The organism is Paenibacillus sp. FSL W8-0919, assembly GCF_038003785.1.
GTDB classification, from domain to species: domain Bacteria; phylum Bacillota; class Bacilli; order Paenibacillales; family Paenibacillaceae; genus Paenibacillus_AQ; species Paenibacillus_AQ lactis.
In genome coordinates this window covers 2054969-2074246 of sequence record NZ_JBBOPV010000001.1, presented here as the reverse complement: position 1 = coordinate 2074246, position 19278 = coordinate 2054969, and the positions used below count along the sequence as shown (strand labels likewise).

The window sequence follows — 19278 nt, the reverse complement described above, 5'->3', positions numbered from 1 at the left end:
ATACGGTTACGGTGCTTCCCATGGTTTTGTTTGTGACGGTCCTACAGGAACAGGCCCGCAATGGTAGCGGAGAGCACGCTGACCAAGGTCGCACCATACAGCAGCTTCAAGCCGAAGCGCGCAACCACATTTCCCTGCTTCTCGTTCAAGCCCTTGACGGCTCCGGCAATAATGCCGATCGAGGAGAAGTTCGCGAAGGAAACGAGGAATACCGATACGATACCGATTGTACGCTCGGACAGGTTCGTAAAGTTGCCCAGATCAAGCATCGCCACAAATTCGTTGGATACCAGCTTGGTAGCCATGATGCTGCCCGCATCCACGGCTTCTGTCCAAGGCACGCCCATAACGAAGGCGATCGGAGCGAAAATAAATCCAAGCAGCTGCTGGAACGTAATCCCGAAGATGAGGTTGAAGATCCCGTTAATCATGGCGATGAGCGCAACGAATCCGAGAAGCATCGCCGCAACCGTGATGGCGACCTTAAAGCCGTCCATGATGTACTCGCCCAGCATTTCGAAGAAGGACTGCTTCTCTTCCTCCTGAACTTCCAGGATATCTTCATCTTTATCCACCTTATAAGGGTTGACGATCGATGCAATAATAAATCCGCCAAACAGGTTCAACACAATCGCCGTTACGACGTAGCGCGGCTCGATCATCGTCATGTATGCACCGACGATGGACATCGACACGGTGGACATGGCCGATGCGCAAAGCGTATACATCCGATGCTTCGGAATACGCGCAATCTGCTTCTTGACCGAAATAAACACCTCGGATTGCCCAAGGATCGCTGACGCTACCGCATTATAGGATTCCAGCTTTCCCATACCGTTGACTTTGCTTAAGATCAAACCGATATATCGTACGATAAACGGAAGCACCTTAATATATTGAAGTATACCAATCAACGCGGAAATAAACACGATCGGTAGCAGCACATTGAGGAAGAAAGGTCCGGCACCTTCATTGGCAATCCCGCCGAACACGAATTCAATCCCTTCCCCTGCATATCCAAGCAGCGCCTCGAAGGTATTGGCGATCCCTCTAACAAGATACTCACCGACGCCCGTATTCAGCAAAATAAATCCGAGAATCAGTTGAAGCAGAATCATGACGGCCAGCGGACGATAGCGGATGTTCCGCTTATCGTTGCTTATGATGAACGCCAGACCGAAAACGACCAGCAAGCCCAATATGGCGATTAAATATTTCATCGTCGTTGTTCCCCCATAGGTGATTTTTTTGTAGAACATTACAGATTGCCTGAAACACCAATTCTAGCAGCTGATCCTTAATAGAACGTGTTCAATAAGTCGAGTTTTCAGCGGAAGGTCCGGCAGAGTTCAAGATTCGATGCCGAGTTACTTCTTGATTCATTTCGTGATCTAAAGACTTTTTGAACAACCTCTAATAGGATGACGTCGATTGTCCGCCCTCCATAATTTTAACGCCCGAGCTCGCGCCGATGCGCGTTGCGCCCGCTTCAATCATTCGCTCCATGTCTTCTCTGCTGCGAACGCCGCCGGAAGCTTTGACGCCTGTGCTCTCGCCTACCGTTTTCCGCATCAGAGCCACGTCCTCCGGTGTCGCGCCGCCGGTCGAGAAGCCTGTCGAGGTCTTCACATAATCCGCGCCGGCTTTAACCGCCAGCTCGCATGCCCGCACCTTTTCTTCATCCGTGAGCAGGCTTGTCTCGATAATGACCTTGACCAGCGCCTTGCCTGCCGCCGCATCCACCACGGATTGAATGTCGCTCTGCACCAATTCGTTATTGCCGTCCTTCAGCGCGCCGATGTTAATTACCATGTCCACTTCAGTGGCTCCGTTGGCAATCGCATCCTTCGTTTCAAAAGCCTTGACGGCCGAAGTTGTCGCACCCAGCGGGAATCCGATGACGGTGCATACCTTTACCTTCGTTCCTGCCAGCTGCTCGGCGCAAAATTTAACCCAGCCGGGGTTGACGCATACCGAAGCAAATTCATACTTCTTGGCCTCTTCCGTTATTCTCCGAATCTCTGTCTCGGTTGCGTCCGCCTTGAGCAGCGTATGATCAATCATTCCTGCAATATTCATTGCTGAAAACACTCCTTTTCGTCATCATTTTCAACCCTCTGTAAAGCGCTATCATTCTATCAAAAACCTATCAACGGGAACCATCATATCACAGCTCTGAACATATGTAAAACACCTTATGAAATTATGTTCATGCCGATTTATGGCAATGATCTTTATCATTGTTCGCCACTCGATGATCATTCCATTCAGGAATTTTCTTACACAGGAGTCTGCTTATTATGCTCTATACCCTGTTCGGGTAAACATAATCAGACTAACCACCCGCTTGATCAAATGGAAGGCGCCAGACGCAGCAAAAAACCTTATGAACCGGAGCTTAGCCGCATAAGCCTTCTTCCCCGTTCATAAGGTTTTCTTTACGAGCTATTCATTTAACGAGCTTCCCTATCGTTCAATCCGTTCCGAGCAGTGCCTGCGCCGTAAATTGATCCGTAACGAGCGTGTTCGCGTAGCCTCCGACCAGCGCCGCCCGAATCGCGGCCAGCTTCTTCCTTCCGCCGGCGACAAGGATGGATCTCTCCTTGTCCCGAAGAGCCTCCAGATCGATCCCCACCGTCCGGTTGTTGATCTCTTCGCTGCATATCCGGCCCTTCGCATCAAAGAAGCGGGAGCAGATATCCCCGGCGCCGACGCGCGCAAGCAGCTGCTGCTCCTCTTCGCTAAGATAGCCGAGCCGGAAGAGAAGCGCATCCTCATGGACGGTGCCGACCGTAAAGATCGCGATATTCGCCTGTTTGCCAAGCTGAATGATACGCTGAATATGACGGTCCCTCTCCACCATTTCCTTCAGCTCCACGCTGTCGAAAATGACCGGAAGCGGTAAATACCGGGCCAGCGTATGATACGCCTCAGCAAACAGATGAACCGTCTCGGCGGCATACGTATTGACCTGCGAATGGCTCACGCCGCCCTTCAGCTGCACCACCTCGACACCGCGGACCGGCTTGTCCCGCAGCTGAAGCGCGACCGCGTGCATCGTCGTTCCCCAGGTCACGCCGATAATGTCCGAGTCCTTCACGATTTCATGCAAATAGTCGGCGGCTTTCCTGCTGATATGCTTCTGAATCTCCCGATATTCATTGATCGGCGAATAGCTCACCAGCACCTGATCCAGCTTGTACCGCTTCTTGACGCGTTCGCCCAGCGCATCCAGATCCTCCTGCGGATCCACGATCGATATCTGCACATATCCCTGCTCCTTGGCATGCTGAAGCAGCCTGGAGACCGTCGGACGGGAGACGCCCAATCTTGCCGCAATGTCCTGCTGGCTGTAATCCGATAAATAATATAATCTTGCCGCCTCGATGCTGAGGCGCTGCTTGTCCTGTTCCATGCTCCAACCCACTTTGCTCGTGTCGTTTACGAATTTTCGTACATTATACAGCGTTCCGGAGCAAATATCGATATCGGTTTATCTTAAGTGCATGAATGATTAATGACGTAAATCCGGATAGTTCCATCAATCGCCCCTATTGCAGACAAGAATAAAGCACCTGGCGGGGGCCTTATTCACCGGGATGCCCGAGAAATAACGCGCCCTAGCAGGTGCCTCTGCATATTGCCATTAGATCCATTGGATTTTGGCTGCTGGATGTTATGTCGTATGGCTATATTCCAGCGGCGATACACGCCCATAGGAGGTTTTCGACCCTTGCAGCGGCGCCGCCCAATGCACGGCATTGGTGATCACCTGCTGAATTTCCGGCTGATAGTAGGTCGGGAACGCCTCATGACCCGGCCGGAAATAGAACAGCTTGCCGCGCCCTCGTTTATAGCAGCAGCCGCTGCGGAACACCTCGCCGCCTTCGAACCAGGAGACAAAGACGAGCTCATCCGGAGCCGGAATTTCAAAGCGCTCGCCGTACATCTCCTCCTTAGGAATCTCGATATATTCCCCAAGTCCGCTGACGATCGGATGGCTCGGATCGATCACCCACAGCCGCTCCTTCTCCCCGTCATCCCGCCATTTGAGCGCCCCGGTATTCGTGCCGAGCAGACGCTGGAAGATCTTCGATGCGTGGCCCGAATGAAGGACGATCAGCCCCATGCCGTCCAAGACGCGCTGGCGCACCTTCTCCACAATATCGTCGCTCACTTCCCCATGGGCCACGTGGCCCCACCAGAGCAGGACATCCGTTGACGCCAGCACGTCATCCGTCAGTCCATGCTCGGGATCGTCGAGGACGGCCGTGCGCACCTTCAGCTCACCGTCCTTCTCCAGAAAATCCGCGATCGCCTGATGAATCCCCTTCGGGTAAATGCTTGCGATCGCCTCATTATGCCGTTCATGTCTGAATTCATTCCATACCGTTACGTTGATATTAGCCAATTGCTGAAACCTCCTTGGTTATCGGTATCCACCGTTCCTCCGTGAAGGACTGGATGATCGCGTCGATCGTTCTCTGATTGATGTATCCGTCCGTCATCGTCGCGTCCAATCCGTCTCCCTTCCCGTTCACGACATTGAAAAATGCCTGCATCTGATCCGCCTGATATTCCCTCGGAATGTCGACCTTCCGGAAGCCGGTATCCCCTTCATCCGCCAGATTCACGTATAAGCTGTCCGCTTCCTCCAGGTTATAGACCAGCGCTCCCTTCTCGCCATAAATCTCAAGCTGCTGGTAATTGCCCCGGCCGTAAGCGAATCTGGAGATCGTCATCGTCGAGGAGATGCCTCCTTCCATACGGGCAAGGACGTGGCAGTAATCATCGACGTCGACCGGGCCTTGTCCCCCGCCTTCCGGAAGCTCCCTCTGCCGGATGATCGTGCCGGCATCGGAGAACACCCGCTCCACATCCCCGACAAGGAACCGCTCCATATCGAGTATATGCGATCCCAAATCGCCTAAAGCACCCGATCCGGAAAATGCCTTCCGAAACCGCCACACCAGCGGCAGCTGCTCCGGGATCGCCCAGCTCTGCAAGTATTGGCTGTACACATGGCGGATCGCGCCAAGCTTGCCCTGCTCGATCAGAAACTTGGCATAGCGGACGGCGGCCTTATACCGGTAGGAGAAGCAAATCATATGCGGCAGTTCGTCCTGAAGGAGCAAATCCTTAAGCATCGCCGCTTCCCTGGTGTCCAAAGCGACGGGCTTTTCGAGCGCAAACGGCTTCCGGTGCTTGATCGCCGCATAAGCGATCGTATAATGATTGTGATTCGGCGTTCCGATCGTAACGGCATCCACGTTCGGATCGGCCAGCAGCGCTTCATGATGCAGATACCGGCGCGACTCCGGCACGCCGAGCTGGTCGCCCTTCGCCTGAAGCGCCTCCTCGCTGCTGTCGCAGATCGCCCACACTTCGGCATCAGGACTGGCCAGAATACCGGCGATATGGGCGCCTGAGATTCCGCCTAAACCGATCACGCCTATTCTGAGTGTCACGGTGAACCATCCTCCTGTACGTCCTTCGTTTCATTCACCATGAGTATAGGCTGTGTTACAATGAACGGGAATGTGTGAAAGTTACTCTTTTTGTACAAAAACGACTTCGCGTCATTGGAAAGGGTGCATTTCCATGCTGGCGATGAATGCCGATTACGTGCCGAGAATCAAGCTGATGGGCTTTGTCTCATACAAAAATCCCTGGATCCATTTCAAACGGAACACGCATGAATACATCCTTTATTTCATCAAGAAGGGCGAGCTTCATATTCGGGAGAACGGAATCCCTTACATCCTGCGAAAAGGCGATTTGCTCGTGCTGGAGCCGCATGTCGACCATGAAGGAATCGAGAAGCATACATGCGATTACTACTATATCCACTTCGAGCATCCCTGCATCGAGGCCGTGCCGGAGCAGCCGCTTTCGCTGCTGGCCGAGCAGTGGATCATGACAAACAGCCAGGCCCCTGGCGGCGGAAACGGGAGCAGGAAGCTATATTTTCCGAAGAACTGCTCCTTGACGCAGAAGAAGAGTCTCCATCATATGGTTCACGCGCTGGGAGAAATGCTGCAGCTCTATCGGCGGAAGCATTTTAACCGCACCATGACCGCCTTGAAATTCATGGAGATGCTGATCGAGCTGTCGCGCCACAGCCTGTTCGATGAGCTGGAGCAGAACAGTCCGTATACCAAAACCTACATGAAAGTGCATGCCCTTCTGGATTATATTCATGAGCACTACGCCGAGAAAATCACGAGCGCCGACATCGAGCAGCGTTTTGAATGCAACTACGACTATATGAACCGAGTATTTGCGAAGCTCACGGGCCATACGATCATGCGCTACGTGAACCAGGTCCGCATCAACCATGCTAAGGAACTGATCGAGGCCACCCATCTGAGCTTCGGGGAGATCGGATATTTAACCGGCCTGGACGACCCGTTCTATTTCAGCAAAGTATTCAAAAAATATGTAGGGATCTCCCCGAACCAATATTACAAGCAGGTGCATGAGGCGGAATGACAAGCGAGGATGGGGATAACTTTCTGGGCGAGCCGCCCATTCGCTTTGTTATCCTTGCACTTTTCCACATTTGTTCACAAATCCGGGATAACTCCCCCCTCCAAAAGCGCCTGGGCGCTCAAATATCCATAGCATCCGTGGATGATGTTCATAACTCTGTGTATAACGAACTTTTTAGCGATGTTATGCACAGCGGAATTCAAGTTCCTCTCCGCGAGGCGCAACGTTTATCCACATGCTGTGGCATGGATTTTTTCGCATCATACGCCGTGACGGCCATTGGGCCGATGGAGTATCCGTGTTGGAACGATGAGACGGCTGCAGAAAAACAAAAACTTGGGATGCGGCAGTTCTCTTGTATCTGATCCAGCTGTCCCGAATATGAGCATATCTATATAAAAAAGCCAAGGACAGCTATCCCCTGCCCTTGGCTTCCTTAAATTAATCCCGCATGCCGCAGCCCATGGCGAATGCCGCCTTCGTTCACATGCTTGGTGACGAAATCGGCCAGCGGCTTCACCTCTTCGTGCGCATTGCCCATGGCGATGCCGAGCCCGACGTACGACAGCATTTCTTTATCGTTCAACCCGTCCCCGAACGCTACGGCTTCGGCCGGGGTAATTCCAAGATGCTTCAGCACCGCTTCAATCCCCTTCGCTTTCGAGCCGCCTCCCGGAATGACGTCCATCGCCACCCGATGCCAGCGCACGAAGTTCAGGTTACCGAACGGAGCTTCGGCCGACGTGTACAGCGATTCCTCGTGAGCTTCGCAATACAGCAGCGCTTGATACACCTTCGCTTCCTTCCAGTAGCTGCTTCTGTAGCCGGGCACCTCGACCCGCAGATCATGGAACGATTCGGCAACGAACGGATGCTCCTCGTAGTTGGCATACCCTGCTTCGGCCCCCTGCATCACGATTGGATGGTTGTTCGCAAGCGCGGTGCTTTCCAGCAATTCCAGCGTTTTTTCCGGAATCGGGTGCTCATGCACGACTTTTCCTTTGTACACGACATAAGAGCCGTTAAAGCTGACAAAGGAATCGATGCCGAGCGGCTTCGCATAGTGCTGAAAATAATAAGGCGCCCGCCCGGTTGCAATAAATACATCGATGCCGCTCTCCTTCAGCTGTGCAATCGCCTCGATCGTATCCTGCGGAATTTCCTTCTCTTCATTAACAAGTGTTCCGTCAATGTCGAAAAAAACGGCTTTATACGTCATTGTATGGCCTCCTCCTGATGTCTCTATTTACGCCCGTAGTCGGCTTTAATTTCTCCCCAGCTCTTGGTCTGCCACTTGAGCAGCTTGTTGGAATACGTATTGTTACGCAGCCAGCTTTCGGCGCGATCCACCAGATCCCAGATTTCCTTGGTGGAGGCGTCCCTCGGCAGCGTCGACACCACCTTCTTCTGCTTCACCCATTTGATCGCGTTCAGGGAATCGCTGTACACCGTCTTGCTGCTGCCGATCTTCTTCAGATAGGCCAGGGCGTGGACGATCGCCAGAAACTCGCCGAGATTATTGGTGCCCTTCGCAATCGGCCCGCAGGAGAAGAGGATGTCCCCCGTTCGGGTATCTACGCCTTTATATTCGACCGGTCCGGGATTACCCCGTGTTCCCACATCAACCGAGATGCTGTCATAGTCGATCTCGCCCGGATCCTCCGCCGCCATGGACCGGCTGCGCTTATATCCCGCGCTTCCCTGTCCGGCCGAGGATTGTCCCCAGTAGTTTTTATATCCTGCGGCAAAGGCTTGCTCCGCTTCGCTTCTAGATTCGAACGCCTTGAACTTTGCGCCCGTATATTGATTCACCTGCTGCTGGCACTCGGCCCAGCTTGTATAAATGCCGGGAACTTTGCCGACCCAGACCACGTAATATTTTTGCTTTGCCATGCTAAACCTCCATCCTGCTTGCTAACCTCTCTAGCGTACTATACCACAACCCGTAACCCAATAAAAAAAGCGCCATCGTCTCCGATCCGCTTTTTATGCTTGATCTTATTCAGCTGCTCCTGCTTGCCCGGCTTCACTCTCACATGCTGGGACAGTGCGCCGAAATCCTCGTTTGTCTTTCTCATCATGACGGCACTCCATGTGCCTGCGCGTTCCGCCTTGCGGCGCGCCTTCTGCGTCTTGGTACGGGCCATGCGCGTTCACACTCCTTGGTCTTATCTGCTTGCACCTTTATTGTACGTGAAATCCGTGCGGAATGGAATCATCCAACATGTTTACAACCTTGCTATGATATAATACGGAATCAATGGAGAATGAATCCGTATTCTCTTGAAAGGATGGTCTCATGAAGCTGGAACGGCTCATATCGATGATCTACATGCTCCTTAATAACGAAATTTTATCGGCGTCCGCCCTGGCGGAAAAATATAACGTATCCCAGCGGACCATATACCGGGACATTGACGCCATCTGCGCGGCCGGCATTCCGGTCGTATCGTACCAAGGCGTGAATGGCGGCTACGGCATCATGGAGCAGTACAAGATGGATAAAAGCCTGCTCGGTTCCTATGACGTCAGCGCCCTGATCACCATCCTGCACAGCATGTCGACCGTGTTCGAGGATGAGCGTGCGCTGGATACGATCCAACGGCTGCAAACGATCGATCGTTCCGGAAACACAGGGCCCCAGGGGCTTTCGATGGACATCGGCAGCTGGCGCACCCATAACGAATCGCTGAGGCTCCTTCGCGGCGCCATCACCAACCGGCAGACCGTGGCCTTCCAGTACATCAGCGCCAAGAACGAGCGCATCCACCGCAAGGTGGAGCCTCTGCGCCTCATGTATAAATTCGGTGCCTGGTACCTGTATGGATACTGCCGGACGCGGCAGGACTATCGGGAGTTCCGCATTTCCAGAATGTCGGAGCTGACCTCCTCGGCGGAGCCGTTTCAGCGCAACCATGCGGAGGAACACACGCAGGGACCGGGGCGCCAGGCTTCGTCAAGGGACGAAGAACGCCGCGCCTGGGAATCATCGCCCGATGCCCGGGAGGTCGTGCTGCATGTATCGCCTAACGCCCTCGCCAGAGCCATGGATCAATTCTATGACGTGCACCGTGAATTTCTGGAGGACGGTACGCTCCGCCTGACGTTCAAAGTTGAACAGCCGGAATCTTGGTGGTTCTGGTCAACCCTGATGAGCTTCGGGGACGATATCGAGATTATCGAGCCTGCCGAGCTTAGAAGCATGATGAAATCCAAATTGCAAAAAATGCTGCAACGCTACTCGTAAAGTATGACAGTCCGCTGTCATACTTTTTTGTTTACACTGGATTCAAGAACGAAACCCAAGCGTTAAAGGAGAGATGATTGAAATGACATATCCCGTAAAAATGTATCAATACCATGCATGGGCGAACCAAGCGATTTTCAACCGGCTGCTGGAGCTGCCCGGCGAGCTGTACAACCAAAAGATCCACAGCGTCTTCCCGTCCGTAGCCGCCGCATTGATTCATATCTATACCGTCGACTTCAGCTGGCTGAAGGTTTTGACAGGCTCGGATATGAAGGATGCATTGACGGAAGCCCATCAGATGGGCGGAGAGCTGGAAGACCTCGGCGCCGAGGAGCTGCAGCTGCGGTTCATCGAGCTGTCCGATGGTTATCTGTCTTTTTTCCGCGGCCATCCGGATCTCGAACAGCTGATCACCTTGGATAATCCGTATGCCGGCATTCGGGACACCCGCCAGTCCGAAATCGTGCTGCATGTAGTGAATCACGGCACGTATCATCGCGGCAATATTGCGGCCATGCTGCGCCAGCTCGGAAGCTCCTCCACCATGACGGATTATGCGTTTTTCTGGTATCAGGAGGAGGCCGCGGTTCACCCGCCGTTCGTCAACCGCTGACTTCAGTGGAATGAGACGAACGCCAATCCGTTCAACGAGGCATTTCGCCTTCGATCCCGCAAGCACGCCGAGGGCTGGATACCGATTTTTTGCCGCCCGGCTGCAGCTCCCTATCGCCCTTCCCGAAAGAAAGCCCGCTTTTTGGAATTTCGGATTCCAGAAAGCGAGCTTTTCGCTTTGAAGCACATACTCTCTTCGGACCTCATGAATTACGGTCTCCGTCCCTCGGTCAACCTGACCCAGAAGCCGCCCTTAAAGTTCTTCGGCTCATGGGAAATGATGAAGGCCTGCGGCGAAAGCTTGTTCAGCGTCTCCATCAAGCGCCGCTCGTTCTTTCGCTTCACAAGTACCTGCAACACCAGACGTTTGCCATCCTTGCCGTCCGCCTCCCAGGAGGTGACGCCGTAGCCCTTCTCTCGCAGCTTCATTGCCAAATCCGTCTCCAGGGAGTTGACGATGACTTGAACGACAAGGTAGCCAAGGGCCAAATATTCCTCGATCCGGCTTCCGATATAAACGCCAAGGCCAAAGCCGAGGCAGTACGCTGCCATGTTAAAGGGATTGTCTACGTTTTGAAGGACAAGGTTCAGGCCGAGCAGATAGACAAAAACCTCCAGCATGGCCAGAAGAGAGGCAATCCCTCTTCTGCCTTTGATCATCAGGATCAAGCGCAGCGAAAAAATCGAGACATACACTACGTTGATGCCGATGATCGAGCCTATGAGAGACAGGCTGATCATAAATGATCACGTGTTGCGATATACTCCGGTCTAGGCTTCTGGCCTGAATATGGCTGGACGACCTTGTTCTCCACACTGTTGTAGACCATGAAGATGTTGCTGCGCGGCATCGGCGTGATGTTGCTGTTCGAGCCGTGCATGATGTTGCAATCGAAGAGAATGACAGAGCCCGCCTTCCCGATAGGGGTATCAATTCCACTCTTCTCTACCATCCGCGTCAGACTGTCATGATCCGGTACCCCGTATTCCTGTTTCCGCAACGAATCCTTGAAGTGATTGTCCGGCGTCTTTCCGATACAGGACACGAATTCTTTGTGGGAGCCCGGAACGACCATGAGCGGACCATTGAAATGATAGTTGTCCTCAAGGGCTATGGAGCAGCTGAGCGCCCTCATTCTAGGCATGCCGTCCTCGACATGCCAGGTTTCGAAATCCGAGTGCCAGTAGAACTCCTTCCCGGTAAACCCCGGTTTATAGTTAATCCGGGACTGATGGATGTAGGTCTCGCTTCCCAGCAGATATTCCACGATCGCCAGCAAACGCGGGTGCCTTGACAGCTCCTGGAATACCGGATTGCTCTTATGCACCGCAAAAACGGATCGAACCTCGTTTCCGCCGGGCTCCCGGATCACCTCCTCGTCTTCGGACGTCCCCGCTGTTACCTGCAATTCACGGGCTTCCTTCTGATAATGGCTCAATTCCTGTCCACCGAAGAACCCCTCCAGGAACAAATAGCCGTTACGCTCATAGAAATCGGACTGCTCCTTCGACAATGCGGCGTCAGGTGTCCACTCCGAATGAACAACCGGGTCCTGTCGCTCTAAGATTCTAGGCTCCGCATGCTGCCTCGAAGGGTACAGATCCAATTCCTTATCCTGCAGGGTCGATTCTTGGCTATAGCTCATCACTTATCATCTCCTTAGTCCGTAATAGAGGATAACAGCGGGTACGTGCCTTCTTCGTCATGCACTTCGGCACCGGTAAGCGGCGGGTTGAACACACACACCATGCGCATCTGGGAACGGGCTCTGAGGTAATGCTTCTCATGTCCGTCAAGCGCGTACATCATTCCGGGCTCAATCAGGTAGGTCTCTCCCCCGACTACTTCGATTTCGCCCTCGCCTTCGACGCAGTACACGGCTTCGACATGATGTTTATACCAGATCAGGGTCTCTGTTCCGGCTTTAATCAGCGTATCATGCAGAGAGAAGCCCATCCCGTCCCTGGCCAGCAGAAGCCTTCTAGAATTCCATGTCTCCGTATCGATATCGTCCTTCGAATCCATAATGTCCTCCAAATGCTTCACAATCATCATTAGCCCTCCTCAATAGATAAACGCTTCATGCTGGTTTCTAACATTTCCAACCCCTCGTTCAATGTGCTCATCTCGATCGTCAGCGGCGGCATCAGCTTCGCCACTTCACCATGCGGGCCGGATGTCTCCATGATCAAGCCCTGCTCGAAGGCGATTTCCGACAGTCTGCCCGCAAGCTCAGGTCTATCAAAGGCAATCCCTTGAATCATTCCCCGTCCGCGAATCTCACCGCCCAGAGAACATTCCCTCGTCATGCTCTCCAGTGTCTCCCGAATCCGGCTGCTCCGGATGCCGATTTCAAGCTTGAACTCCTCCGTCGCCCAATAATCGAGCGCCTCCGCGGCGGCAATAAAGCCAAGGTTGTTGCCCCGGAAGGTGCCGTTATGCTCGCCCGGCTGCCAAATGTCGATCTCGGGTTTCATCAGCGTGATGGCCATTGGCAGGCCGTATCCTCCAATTGATTTGGACAGGCAGATAATGTCCGGCTCGATGCCGGCATCGTCGAAGCTGAAGAAGGTTCCGGTTCTTCCGCATCCCATCTGGATGTCGTCCAGAATGAGCAGTATGCCTTTTTCCTTGCACAGACGGGAAAGACGCTGCAGCCATTCATTGCTGGCGGCATTCAACCCGCCTTCCCCCTGAACCGCCTCCACGATGACTGCAGCCGGAAGCGGTATCCCGCTTCCGGGATCATCCAGGAGCTTCTCCATATATGCCATCGTATCCACGTCTTCGCCAAAGTATCCGTCATAAGGCATAAATACCGAATGGCTCAGATCGACGCCGGCCCCCTGGCGTTTGAAGGCATTTCCCGTTACGGCGAGCGAGCCTAGCGACATGCCGTGGAAGGCGTTCGTGAAGCACAATACCGTAGAGCGTCCGGTCACCTTCCGGGCGATCTTCAACGCGGCTTCAACCGCATTGGTGCCTGTTGGCCCGGGGAACATCACTTTGTGGTTCCAACCTCTCGGCTTCAGAATGACTTCCTCAAATCGGATCAGAAAGTGCTCCTTCGCGTCCGTGGCCATGTCCAGGCTGTGCGTAACTCCGTCATGCATCATATAGTCCACCAGCTTTTGGCGGATCCTTTCATTGTTATGTCCATAATTCAGCGCGCCGGCACCGGCGAAGAAATCAATATACGCATTGCCCCGGGTATCCCAGAGCCTTGCATTTTTAGCCCTGTCAAAAACAGTCTGAAAACTGCGGCAATAGCTTCTTACTTCCGACTCCAGCTTGTCAAACACCGTAAGCTTCGGCATCTCCATGACTTGGTTGTCCATATTTCCCTCCATTTTGTTTAAATGTCATTGAAAAAAGGGCCAATCACGAACAGCGGCTCATCCTCATGGATCGTTCCATCCGGGAACAGATCCGCCCCGTAACCGACGGTTACCGTGCTGGGGATCGACTTCTCTTCGGCAAAGCCGAGAAATAACCGCCGGGATGCGATATTACTGGGCGAAACGGTCGCCTCAATAAATCGGACACCGCGGCAAGCCGGTTGGTTCAGAATGCTCTCCAGCATCGTCCGGGCGATTCCCTGCCTCCGATGCGAGCTCGCCACCGCCACCTGCCATACAAACAGCGTCTCGGGATTTCGTGGCGAACGAAATGCAGAGATAAATCCGACAATCTCCCCTTCATGCTCGGCGATCATGCAGGTATCGTTGAAATAATCGCCCAGCAGGATATAGCAATACGGGGAGTTCAGATCGAGTGAACCCGTGTCGCGGACAAGCTCCCAGATCCGGGTGCCGTCCTGCGCTTCCGGTCTTCGGTAAATGATTTCGGTACGTGTCTCAACTGCCATAGGAATCACCCCCCCCTTCCTGATTCATCACCACGTTTTAATCGCGACCGGAGCGGAAGCGCTGCAAAAAGCTCCGCAGCCGTTCGCTCTTCGGATGATCGAAAATCTCCTCCGGCGTTCCCTGCTCGACAATCCGGCCATCGGCGCCGAAGATCACCCGGTCGGCAATCTCTTTAGCGAAATCCATCTCATGCGTAATCAGCAGCATCGCCATCTCGCCTTCCTCGGCGATCTCCCGGATCACGGCAAGCACCTCGCCCACCAGCTCGGGGTCCAGTGCGGACGTCACCTCGTCGAACACCATCACCTTCGGCCGCATAACGAGCGCTCTTGCTATGGCGACACGCTGCTTCTGTCCCCCGGACAGATTCGCCGGATACATCTTCAGCTTATCGGCAAGGCCTACCTTGCCCAGCATGGACACTGCACGTTCCTCCGCTTCTTCCTTGGACAAGCCGAGCACTTTGCGCGGAGCCTCGGTAACGTTTCGCAGCACATTCATGTGCGGGAACAGATTGAAATGCTGGAACACCATTCCGACATTGCATCGCATCCGGTGCAGATGCTTTTCGTCCGCCAGGACGAGCTTTCCCTTATGGTACATATGCCAGAGCAGCTCGCCGTCGACCTCGATCGTGCCTTCGGTCGGCTCCTCGAGCGTCATCAGCATCCGGCCCAGCGTCGTCTTCCCCGAACCGCTCGGACCGATCACGGCCACCTTCTCTCCGGGCTGGATCTCCAAATCGATGCCTTTGAGTACCTGCAGCTCGCCGAAGGATTTGGTGACCCCTTTATATCTCACGATCGGCTGCATACCGGTTGAAGGCTTTTCCTCCGTCCGGGACGGCAGGGCCTCCTCCTGTTCGTCGATCACAACTGCATTCATCGCTTTCCCTCCTCATTGTCCCCGCTGCAGATTCATGCGCTTTTCCAGCCTTTGAACCAGCAGCGACGCGATATAACTGATGATCAGGAATAAAATTCCGACCAGCGTGTACGGCTCGAACGCCCGAAAGGACTGGGACACGATATTTTTAGCCGTCATCATCATTTCCACCAGCGTAATCGCACACAAAATCGGCGTTTCCTTAAACATCACGATCAAATAGTTCCCCAGCACCGGGATGATCGGCGGTACCGCCTGCGGCAATATGATGCTGCGCCAGGTCTGGGCCTTCGTATAATTCAGCGCCGTTGCCGCCTCCCACTGCCCCTTCGGTACCGCTTCAATGCCTGATCGGTACACCTCGGACAAATAGGTGCTGTAATGCAGCCCCAGTCCGATCACTCCAGCATAGAAGGCGGGGATCGAGATGCCCATTAGGAGCGGCAGACTGTAATACAGAAAGAAGACTTGCACGAGCAGCGGCGTGTTTCGGATAAACTCAATGATTCCTTTGGTGATCAGCGACAGTGGCTTAAATCGGCTCCGCGCGGCAAAAGCCAGCAGCAACCCAACAATAAGCGCAACCACGAACGCACAGAGCGTTACCCATACGGTCATTTGGAGCGCCCGCAGCAGCTCCGGTAAAATATCAAATGCATAATTCCAATCCCACATAGGCTACATCCTCCCCGCCGTCAATTTCCGCTCGAGCAGCCGGACCGCCACCGCAACGAGCGTAGCGATCACAAAGTACAACAGGAGCAGCAGCGCAAGAATTTCCGTCGTCCAGGCAATATAGTTGTTGCGGAGCACCATCGCCTGATAGGTCAGATCCGCCATCGTGATGAAATAGACGAGCGACGTTGACTTAATCAGCTCCACCAGCTGGTTCCCGAACGGCGGCAGCATCCTAAGCGTTGCTTGCGGCAAAATCACGTTCAACATCCGCTGCCAGGGCTTCAGGTTGAGCGCGACCGCTGCCTCCCATTGACCTTTGGGTACCGCGAGCACCGCACTGCGGACAATCTCCGAGCCGTACGCACCGAAGTTGAGCCCGATTGCCAAAATAGCCGCCAGCATTTTCGGAAGCTCGATGCCGATGAACGGAAGGGCGAAGTACAGCCAGAATAGCTGAACAAGCAGGGAGGTACCCCGAAAGACCTCCACATAAACAGCGGCTAGCGTGCGCAGGATCCACAGCTTGGATAACCGGGATAGTCCTGCCGCAAAGGCTGCAACAATCGCAAGCATGGCGGAAAATATCGCGACCAGGACCGTAATTTCCGCGCCCTTCAACAGTGTGGGAAGGAACTCAATCCAGGAGTTCGGCATGCTATTTCCCGCAGAGCGCAGCCGCTGTCATGTCGCCCGGCAGCTCTTCCTCGGTAAATCCGAACTGCTGCAAGATTTCCAGGAGCTCGCCGGATTCTTTCATTTTTTGCAGCTCCGCATTATAGGCTTCCTGAAATTCGGTGTCCGCTTTCCGAAATGCGGTCGCGCCGTACCCGCGCACGCTTTCACCGTCAATGACCGGCTGCTCAAAGTCGGTTACGCGCTCGATGCTCTCATCGCTTGCGGAATCCAGCATTGCCTGCAGCGACGGTCCCGTCATCGTGATTGCCTGCACACGGTCCGCCTGCAGCGCACTGATTGCCGAAGCCTGATCAGGCACCTGGACAATGCGCTCGGAAGGAATGCCCGACTTCTCCATGTATCCGATCTCGACGGCACCGGTCATGACGGCGACCTTGGCATCATCATCCTTGGCAACATCTGCATAGCTTCCAAGCCCGAGCGGATTCCCCTTCTTTACCGCCAGCGCTTCCCCGATACTGTACTCCGGATCGGCGAACAAGACTGCCGAGCAGCGTTCCGGATTAATGAACATCCCGGCCGTTATCATGTCGAACCGGTCGGCTTGCAGCCCCGCTACAAGCGACCCGAATTCGGTAAGCTCCCCCCTCATTTCCTTGATGCCAAGGCGCTCCAGAATGACGCGGGCAATTTCGACCGCCTCGCCGGTAAGCTCGCCGTTCGCCTCCTTGTAAGCGTACGGCTTCTCATTCGCAAAGCCGACCGTGACATACCCACGTTCAATCGCCTGCTCCAGCGTGCTCCCTTTCTCGCCGCAAGCGGCCAAGGATACCACCATAATCAAACACCAAACCAGCACAATCACTTTCTTCAAATCCTTCCACAACCTTTCGTTAATCACATGAACTCCTATAATCCTCGATAATGACCCAAAGAATTTCTTAAACACCCGGCATCAACTCGATGAGCTTAAGTAACCAGTTGAACAATCAACGACACGCAAATAACAAAGTTTATAGATAGATTTACTGGGGATTTTTGAAGCTCTTGTCCCCGCGCACCATCATCAGGCTTCAAGGGACCGAACTCCTGCATCGCCCTGTTGCTCTAACTACAGCGCCTCTTCTAGACCACTTCAGTTGAAGACACATTACAGCCTGTCGTCCTCCTTTCACATCCCATTCAAAGTCCACGCAAAAAAGACCTCCGAACAGGGGAATTGGACACAGCTCCGCCAGCAGGGGGTCAACATAGAGAAAAAGGCCCCTATAGAGAATCAAGGGCCTTTGTTTATGAACATCGGTTATGTATAAAAGACCCATCCACTGCTGACGAGGTTAGCTGACGGACTCGGGTAAGATGGTACCCTACACTCTGAAATCAAGTGACTCGCCCCTGATAAAACTGGTTCCCCCGCTTTCCGTCATGTGCATGCCGGAAACTAAGCGTGTGTTCATGATAAAAGGAAACCCAGGAAAAGTCAAACCCGTTTCGCGCATTTTTGATCCCTTTCAGGAGTCATTTCCATGCCGGTACGAAGGTGACCTCATGCTTCCGTTAACCGAGGATTGGGGGGGCGGCAGCTCATCTCGGTATATTGCCCGGAGCGTGCAATCCGCTTAACAGCAAGGATTATCGCCACCCAGCCCCCGAAGTTCATCCCATTGATCTTTCATGCGGTTAATGATCGGTACGAAAGGTGGCAAAGGAGACTTCGTACTTCCCCGAAAAAAAAATTTTTTTCGTGCGCTGGATGACATCCTATTGCTTGTCTTTATCCCCCGCTCATTTCAGCCCGCGCCGGGCCTGTCTCAGACGGAATCGGTGGGCCCCCTACTATAGGGCAACCGTACATTCTAGCAAATAATAGGCATCCTTCTACCAGGAATACGCTATTAACCCATGCCCCCAAGGCAAAAGTTGCGTAGTATAGAACAAATCTAAAGGAGGTGCTTGAATTTGGATCGTTCTCTTAGAAAAAAGAAATTGTGCTCACCTAAAAAAATAGAGAAAAAAGTGCTTCACGCTAAAAAGAAATGCCACGATCATGGCAAAGGCAAACACGATCACGGTAAAAAGGATCTGGTGCTTGTGCGCCGCTGTCCAAGAGTTTCGCGCGGGCGGATTGGACCGGTTGGGCCTGTCGGACCGATTGGGCCGATCGGACCTGCGGGACCGCAAGGCATTCCAGGGCCTGCAGGACCACAGGGCATCCCTGGACCGGTAGGGCCGGCTGGACCTGTCGGACCTGCGGGACCTGTCGGACCTGCAGGACCTGCGGGTGTACCGGGGATACCTGGCGGAGGCGCCATCATTCCGTTCGCTTCCGGTATCCCGCTTGCCTTGACAACGCTTGTCGGCGGGTTGGTTGGAACGGTCGGACTGGTAGGCTTCGGCAATTCCGGACCAGCGGTCACCTTGGCTGGCGGAACCGTCGACCTTACCGGCGCTGGGGGAACACTGCTTGACTTTGCATTCAACACGCCGAGAGCAGGCACCATTGATGCGATCTCGGCAACCTTCAGCACTACGGTAGCGCTCTCCTTGGTTGGAACAACCGTTACGATCACAGCACAGCTGTACAGCGCCCCGGCAACAAGCAATATTTTCACCCCAATTCCAGGTGCGGTTGTAACGCTGGCTCCTCCGCTTACCGGCGTTCTTGCCCTTGGTACAGTCAGCAACGGTTTTGTGGACGGTCTGGCCATTCCAGTAGCGGCCAATACCCGCTTGCTGATGGTATTCTCAGCTACGGCTTCAGGAATCACGATCGCTACTGCCGTAGCTGGCTACGGAAGCGCTGGTGTCAGCATTATATAATTCGCCCTCGATATAATAGAGCTTCCTTGGAATAT

The 19278-nt window shown here is 53.8% G+C and carries 22 protein-coding genes and 1 riboswitch; of the genes, 5 read left to right on the top strand and 17 right to left on the bottom strand.

Going from position 1 to position 19278, the window contains the following annotated elements; all coding sequences use genetic code 11:
* Positions 1–41 precede the first annotated feature (41 nt).
* The 5 genes from NST44_RS09035 to NST44_RS09015 form a co-directional block, all read right to left on the bottom strand.
* Positions 42–1220 carry a NupC/NupG family nucleoside CNT transporter gene (locus NST44_RS09035; RefSeq protein WP_028405061.1) on the bottom strand — a complete coding sequence of 393 codons (1179 nt, stop codon included), beginning with the start codon at positions 1218–1220 and terminating at the stop codon, positions 42–44.
* Positions 1221–1413: 193 nt separating this feature from the next.
* The gene (deoC, locus tag NST44_RS09030) at positions 1414–2079 is read right to left on the bottom strand and encodes a deoxyribose-phosphate aldolase (RefSeq protein ID WP_007131768.1); all 666 of its coding nucleotides are present in this window, start codon (positions 2077–2079) and stop codon (positions 1414–1416) included.
* A 394-nt stretch (positions 2080–2473) separates the two neighbouring features.
* Positions 2474–3415 (bottom strand): sugar-binding transcriptional regulator, encoded by a 942-nt coding sequence (locus tag NST44_RS09025; protein ID WP_007131769.1) that lies wholly within the window; start codon positions 3413–3415, stop codon positions 2474–2476.
* 261 nt (positions 3416–3676) lie between these two features.
* A complete protein-coding gene (locus NST44_RS09020) occupies positions 3677–4411 on the bottom strand; it encodes a ThuA domain-containing protein (protein WP_007131770.1) in 735 nt (244 codons plus the stop codon).
* Positions 4404–5468 carry a Gfo/Idh/MocA family protein gene (locus NST44_RS09015; RefSeq protein ID WP_007131771.1) on the bottom strand — a complete coding sequence of 355 codons (1065 nt, stop codon included), beginning with the start codon at positions 5466–5468 and terminating at the stop codon, positions 4404–4406. Before NST44_RS09015 ends, NST44_RS09020 begins: the two co-directional genes overlap by 8 nt.
* Before the next feature lie 133 nt (positions 5469–5601).
* Here NST44_RS09015 and NST44_RS09010 point away from each other — a divergent pair, with 133 nt between their 5' ends.
* Together NST44_RS09010 and NST44_RS09005 are read left to right on the top strand one after the other, a co-directional pair.
* Positions 5602–6492, top strand: coding sequence for an AraC family transcriptional regulator (locus NST44_RS09010; RefSeq protein ID WP_007131772.1), 891 nt, complete (start codon positions 5602–5604; stop codon positions 6490–6492).
* Complete coding sequence (locus tag NST44_RS09005; RefSeq protein ID WP_340898966.1) at positions 6489–6857, top strand: hypothetical protein; 369 nt, start codon at positions 6489–6491, stop codon at positions 6855–6857. The genes NST44_RS09010 and NST44_RS09005 overlap by 4 nt, the downstream gene beginning before the upstream one ends.
* Positions 6858–6928: 71 nt before the next feature.
* On the opposite strand, the gene NST44_RS09000 is transcribed toward NST44_RS09005, so the two are convergent.
* The 3 genes from NST44_RS09000 to NST44_RS08990 are packed head-to-tail and all read right to left on the bottom strand — an operon-like array spanning position 6929 to position 8639.
* Complete coding sequence (locus tag NST44_RS09000; RefSeq protein WP_340898965.1) at positions 6929–7711, bottom strand: Cof-type HAD-IIB family hydrolase; 783 nt, start codon at positions 7709–7711, stop codon at positions 6929–6931.
* A gap of 23 nt (positions 7712–7734) precedes the next feature.
* The gene (gene rnhA / locus NST44_RS08995) at positions 7735–8385 is read right to left on the bottom strand and encodes a ribonuclease H (protein WP_340898963.1); all 651 of its coding nucleotides are present in this window, start codon (positions 8383–8385) and stop codon (positions 7735–7737) included.
* Positions 8386–8423: 38 nt separating this feature from the next.
* Complete coding sequence (locus NST44_RS08990; protein WP_340898961.1) at positions 8424–8639, bottom strand: hypothetical protein; 216 nt, start codon at positions 8637–8639, stop codon at positions 8424–8426.
* 152 nt (positions 8640–8791) lie between these two features.
* On the opposite strand from NST44_RS08990, the gene NST44_RS08985 reads away from it, so the two are divergent.
* Together NST44_RS08985 and NST44_RS08980 are read left to right on the top strand one after the other, a co-directional pair.
* The gene (locus NST44_RS08985) at positions 8792–9739 is read left to right on the top strand and encodes a helix-turn-helix transcriptional regulator (RefSeq protein ID WP_028405070.1); all 948 of its coding nucleotides are present in this window, start codon (positions 8792–8794) and stop codon (positions 9737–9739) included.
* A gap of 82 nt (positions 9740–9821) precedes the next feature.
* Complete coding sequence (locus NST44_RS08980; protein ID WP_340898956.1) at positions 9822–10355, top strand: DinB family protein; 534 nt, start codon at positions 9822–9824, stop codon at positions 10353–10355.
* A 209-nt stretch (positions 10356–10564) separates the two neighbouring features.
* On the opposite strand, the gene NST44_RS08975 is transcribed toward NST44_RS08980, so the two are convergent.
* Genes NST44_RS08975 through ehuB form a run of 9 tightly spaced genes read right to left on the bottom strand, consistent with a single transcriptional unit; the run spans position 10565 to position 17297 of the window.
* The gene (locus tag NST44_RS08975) at positions 10565–11095 is read right to left on the bottom strand and encodes a DUF2179 domain-containing protein (RefSeq protein ID WP_340898954.1); all 531 of its coding nucleotides are present in this window, start codon (positions 11093–11095) and stop codon (positions 10565–10567) included.
* On the bottom strand, positions 11092–12000 hold the full coding sequence (gene thpD / locus NST44_RS08970) for an ectoine hydroxylase (protein ID WP_007131780.1): 909 nt from the start codon (positions 11998–12000) through the stop codon (positions 11092–11094). The genes NST44_RS08975 and thpD overlap by 4 nt, the downstream gene beginning before the upstream one ends.
* A gap of 14 nt (positions 12001–12014) precedes the next feature.
* Positions 12015–12407 (bottom strand): ectoine synthase, encoded by a 393-nt coding sequence (locus NST44_RS08965; protein WP_007131781.1) that lies wholly within the window; start codon positions 12405–12407, stop codon positions 12015–12017.
* A 2-nt stretch (positions 12408–12409) separates the two neighbouring features.
* Positions 12410–13693, bottom strand: coding sequence for a diaminobutyrate--2-oxoglutarate transaminase (gene ectB, locus NST44_RS08960; RefSeq protein WP_007131782.1), 1284 nt, complete (start codon positions 13691–13693; stop codon positions 12410–12412).
* A gap of 17 nt (positions 13694–13710) precedes the next feature.
* Positions 13711–14223 (bottom strand): diaminobutyrate acetyltransferase, encoded by a 513-nt coding sequence (ectA, locus tag NST44_RS08955; protein WP_007131783.1) that lies wholly within the window; start codon positions 14221–14223, stop codon positions 13711–13713.
* A 37-nt stretch (positions 14224–14260) separates the two neighbouring features.
* On the bottom strand, positions 14261–15109 hold the full coding sequence (gene ehuA, locus NST44_RS08950) for an ectoine/hydroxyectoine ABC transporter ATP-binding protein EhuA (protein WP_340898951.1): 849 nt from the start codon (positions 15107–15109) through the stop codon (positions 14261–14263).
* Between the two features lie 12 nt (positions 15110–15121).
* Complete coding sequence (gene ehuD / locus NST44_RS08945; protein WP_007131785.1) at positions 15122–15784, bottom strand: ectoine/hydroxyectoine ABC transporter permease subunit EhuD; 663 nt, start codon at positions 15782–15784, stop codon at positions 15122–15124.
* Between the two features lie 3 nt (positions 15785–15787).
* The gene (gene ehuC / locus NST44_RS08940) at positions 15788–16441 is read right to left on the bottom strand and encodes an ectoine/hydroxyectoine ABC transporter permease subunit EhuC (protein WP_007131786.1); all 654 of its coding nucleotides are present in this window, start codon (positions 16439–16441) and stop codon (positions 15788–15790) included.
* A gap of 1 nt (position 16442) precedes the next feature.
* The gene (gene ehuB / locus NST44_RS08935) at positions 16443–17297 is read right to left on the bottom strand and encodes an ectoine/hydroxyectoine ABC transporter substrate-binding protein EhuB (protein ID WP_050954073.1); all 855 of its coding nucleotides are present in this window, start codon (positions 17295–17297) and stop codon (positions 16443–16445) included.
* Positions 17298–17734: 437 nt separating this feature from the next.
* Positions 17735–17881: riboswitch (cyclic di-AMP (ydaO/yuaA leader) on the bottom strand.
* A 558-nt stretch (positions 17882–18439) separates the two neighbouring features.
* On the opposite strand from ehuB, the gene NST44_RS08930 reads away from it, so the two are divergent.
* Positions 18440–19243 (top strand): exosporium glycoprotein BclB-related protein, encoded by an 804-nt coding sequence (locus tag NST44_RS08930; protein WP_340898945.1) that lies wholly within the window; start codon positions 18440–18442, stop codon positions 19241–19243.
* Positions 19244–19278 lie beyond the last annotated feature (35 nt).

Excerpts from the sequence above, each read along its gene's own strand:
- NST44_RS09035 (WP_028405061.1), bottom strand. The coding sequence starts at position 1,220 with ATGAAATATTTAATCGCCATATTGGGCTTGCTGGTCGTTTTCGGTCTG.
- deoC (WP_007131768.1), bottom strand. The coding sequence starts at position 2,079 with ATGAATATTGCAGGAATGATTGATCATACGCTGCTCAAGGCGGACGCA.
- NST44_RS09025 (WP_007131769.1), bottom strand. The coding sequence starts at position 3,415 with ATGGAACAGGACAAGCAGCGCCTCAGCATCGAGGCGGCAAGATTATAT.
- NST44_RS09010 (WP_007131772.1), top strand. The coding sequence starts at position 5,602 with ATGCTGGCGATGAATGCCGATTACGTGCCGAGAATCAAGCTGATGGGC.
- NST44_RS09005 (WP_340898966.1), top strand. The coding sequence starts at position 6,489 with ATGACAAGCGAGGATGGGGATAACTTTCTGGGCGAGCCGCCCATTCGC.
- NST44_RS09000 (WP_340898965.1), bottom strand. The coding sequence starts at position 7,711 with ATGACGTATAAAGCCGTTTTTTTCGACATTGACGGAACACTTGTTAAT.
- rnhA (WP_340898963.1), bottom strand. The coding sequence starts at position 8,385 with ATGGCAAAGCAAAAATATTACGTGGTCTGGGTCGGCAAAGTTCCCGGC.
- NST44_RS08990 (WP_340898961.1), bottom strand. The coding sequence starts at position 8,639 with ATGGCCCGTACCAAGACGCAGAAGGCGCGCCGCAAGGCGGAACGCGCA.
- NST44_RS08985 (WP_028405070.1), top strand. The coding sequence starts at position 8,792 with ATGAAGCTGGAACGGCTCATATCGATGATCTACATGCTCCTTAATAAC.
- NST44_RS08980 (WP_340898956.1), top strand. The coding sequence starts at position 9,822 with ATGACATATCCCGTAAAAATGTATCAATACCATGCATGGGCGAACCAA.
- NST44_RS08975 (WP_340898954.1), bottom strand. The coding sequence starts at position 11,095 with ATGATCAGCCTGTCTCTCATAGGCTCGATCATCGGCATCAACGTAGTG.
- thpD (WP_007131780.1), bottom strand. The coding sequence starts at position 12,000 with ATGAGCTATAGCCAAGAATCGACCCTGCAGGATAAGGAATTGGATCTG.
- NST44_RS08965 (WP_007131781.1), bottom strand. The coding sequence starts at position 12,407 with ATGATTGTGAAGCATTTGGAGGACATTATGGATTCGAAGGACGATATC.
- ectB (WP_007131782.1), bottom strand. The coding sequence starts at position 13,693 with ATGGACAACCAAGTCATGGAGATGCCGAAGCTTACGGTGTTTGACAAG.
- ectA (WP_007131783.1), bottom strand. The coding sequence starts at position 14,223 with ATGGCAGTTGAGACACGTACCGAAATCATTTACCGAAGACCGGAAGCG.
- ehuA (WP_340898951.1), bottom strand. The coding sequence starts at position 15,109 with ATGAATGCAGTTGTGATCGACGAACAGGAGGAGGCCCTGCCGTCCCGG.
- ehuD (WP_007131785.1), bottom strand. The coding sequence starts at position 15,784 with ATGTGGGATTGGAATTATGCATTTGATATTTTACCGGAGCTGCTGCGG.
- ehuC (WP_007131786.1), bottom strand. The coding sequence starts at position 16,441 with ATGCCGAACTCCTGGATTGAGTTCCTTCCCACACTGTTGAAGGGCGCG.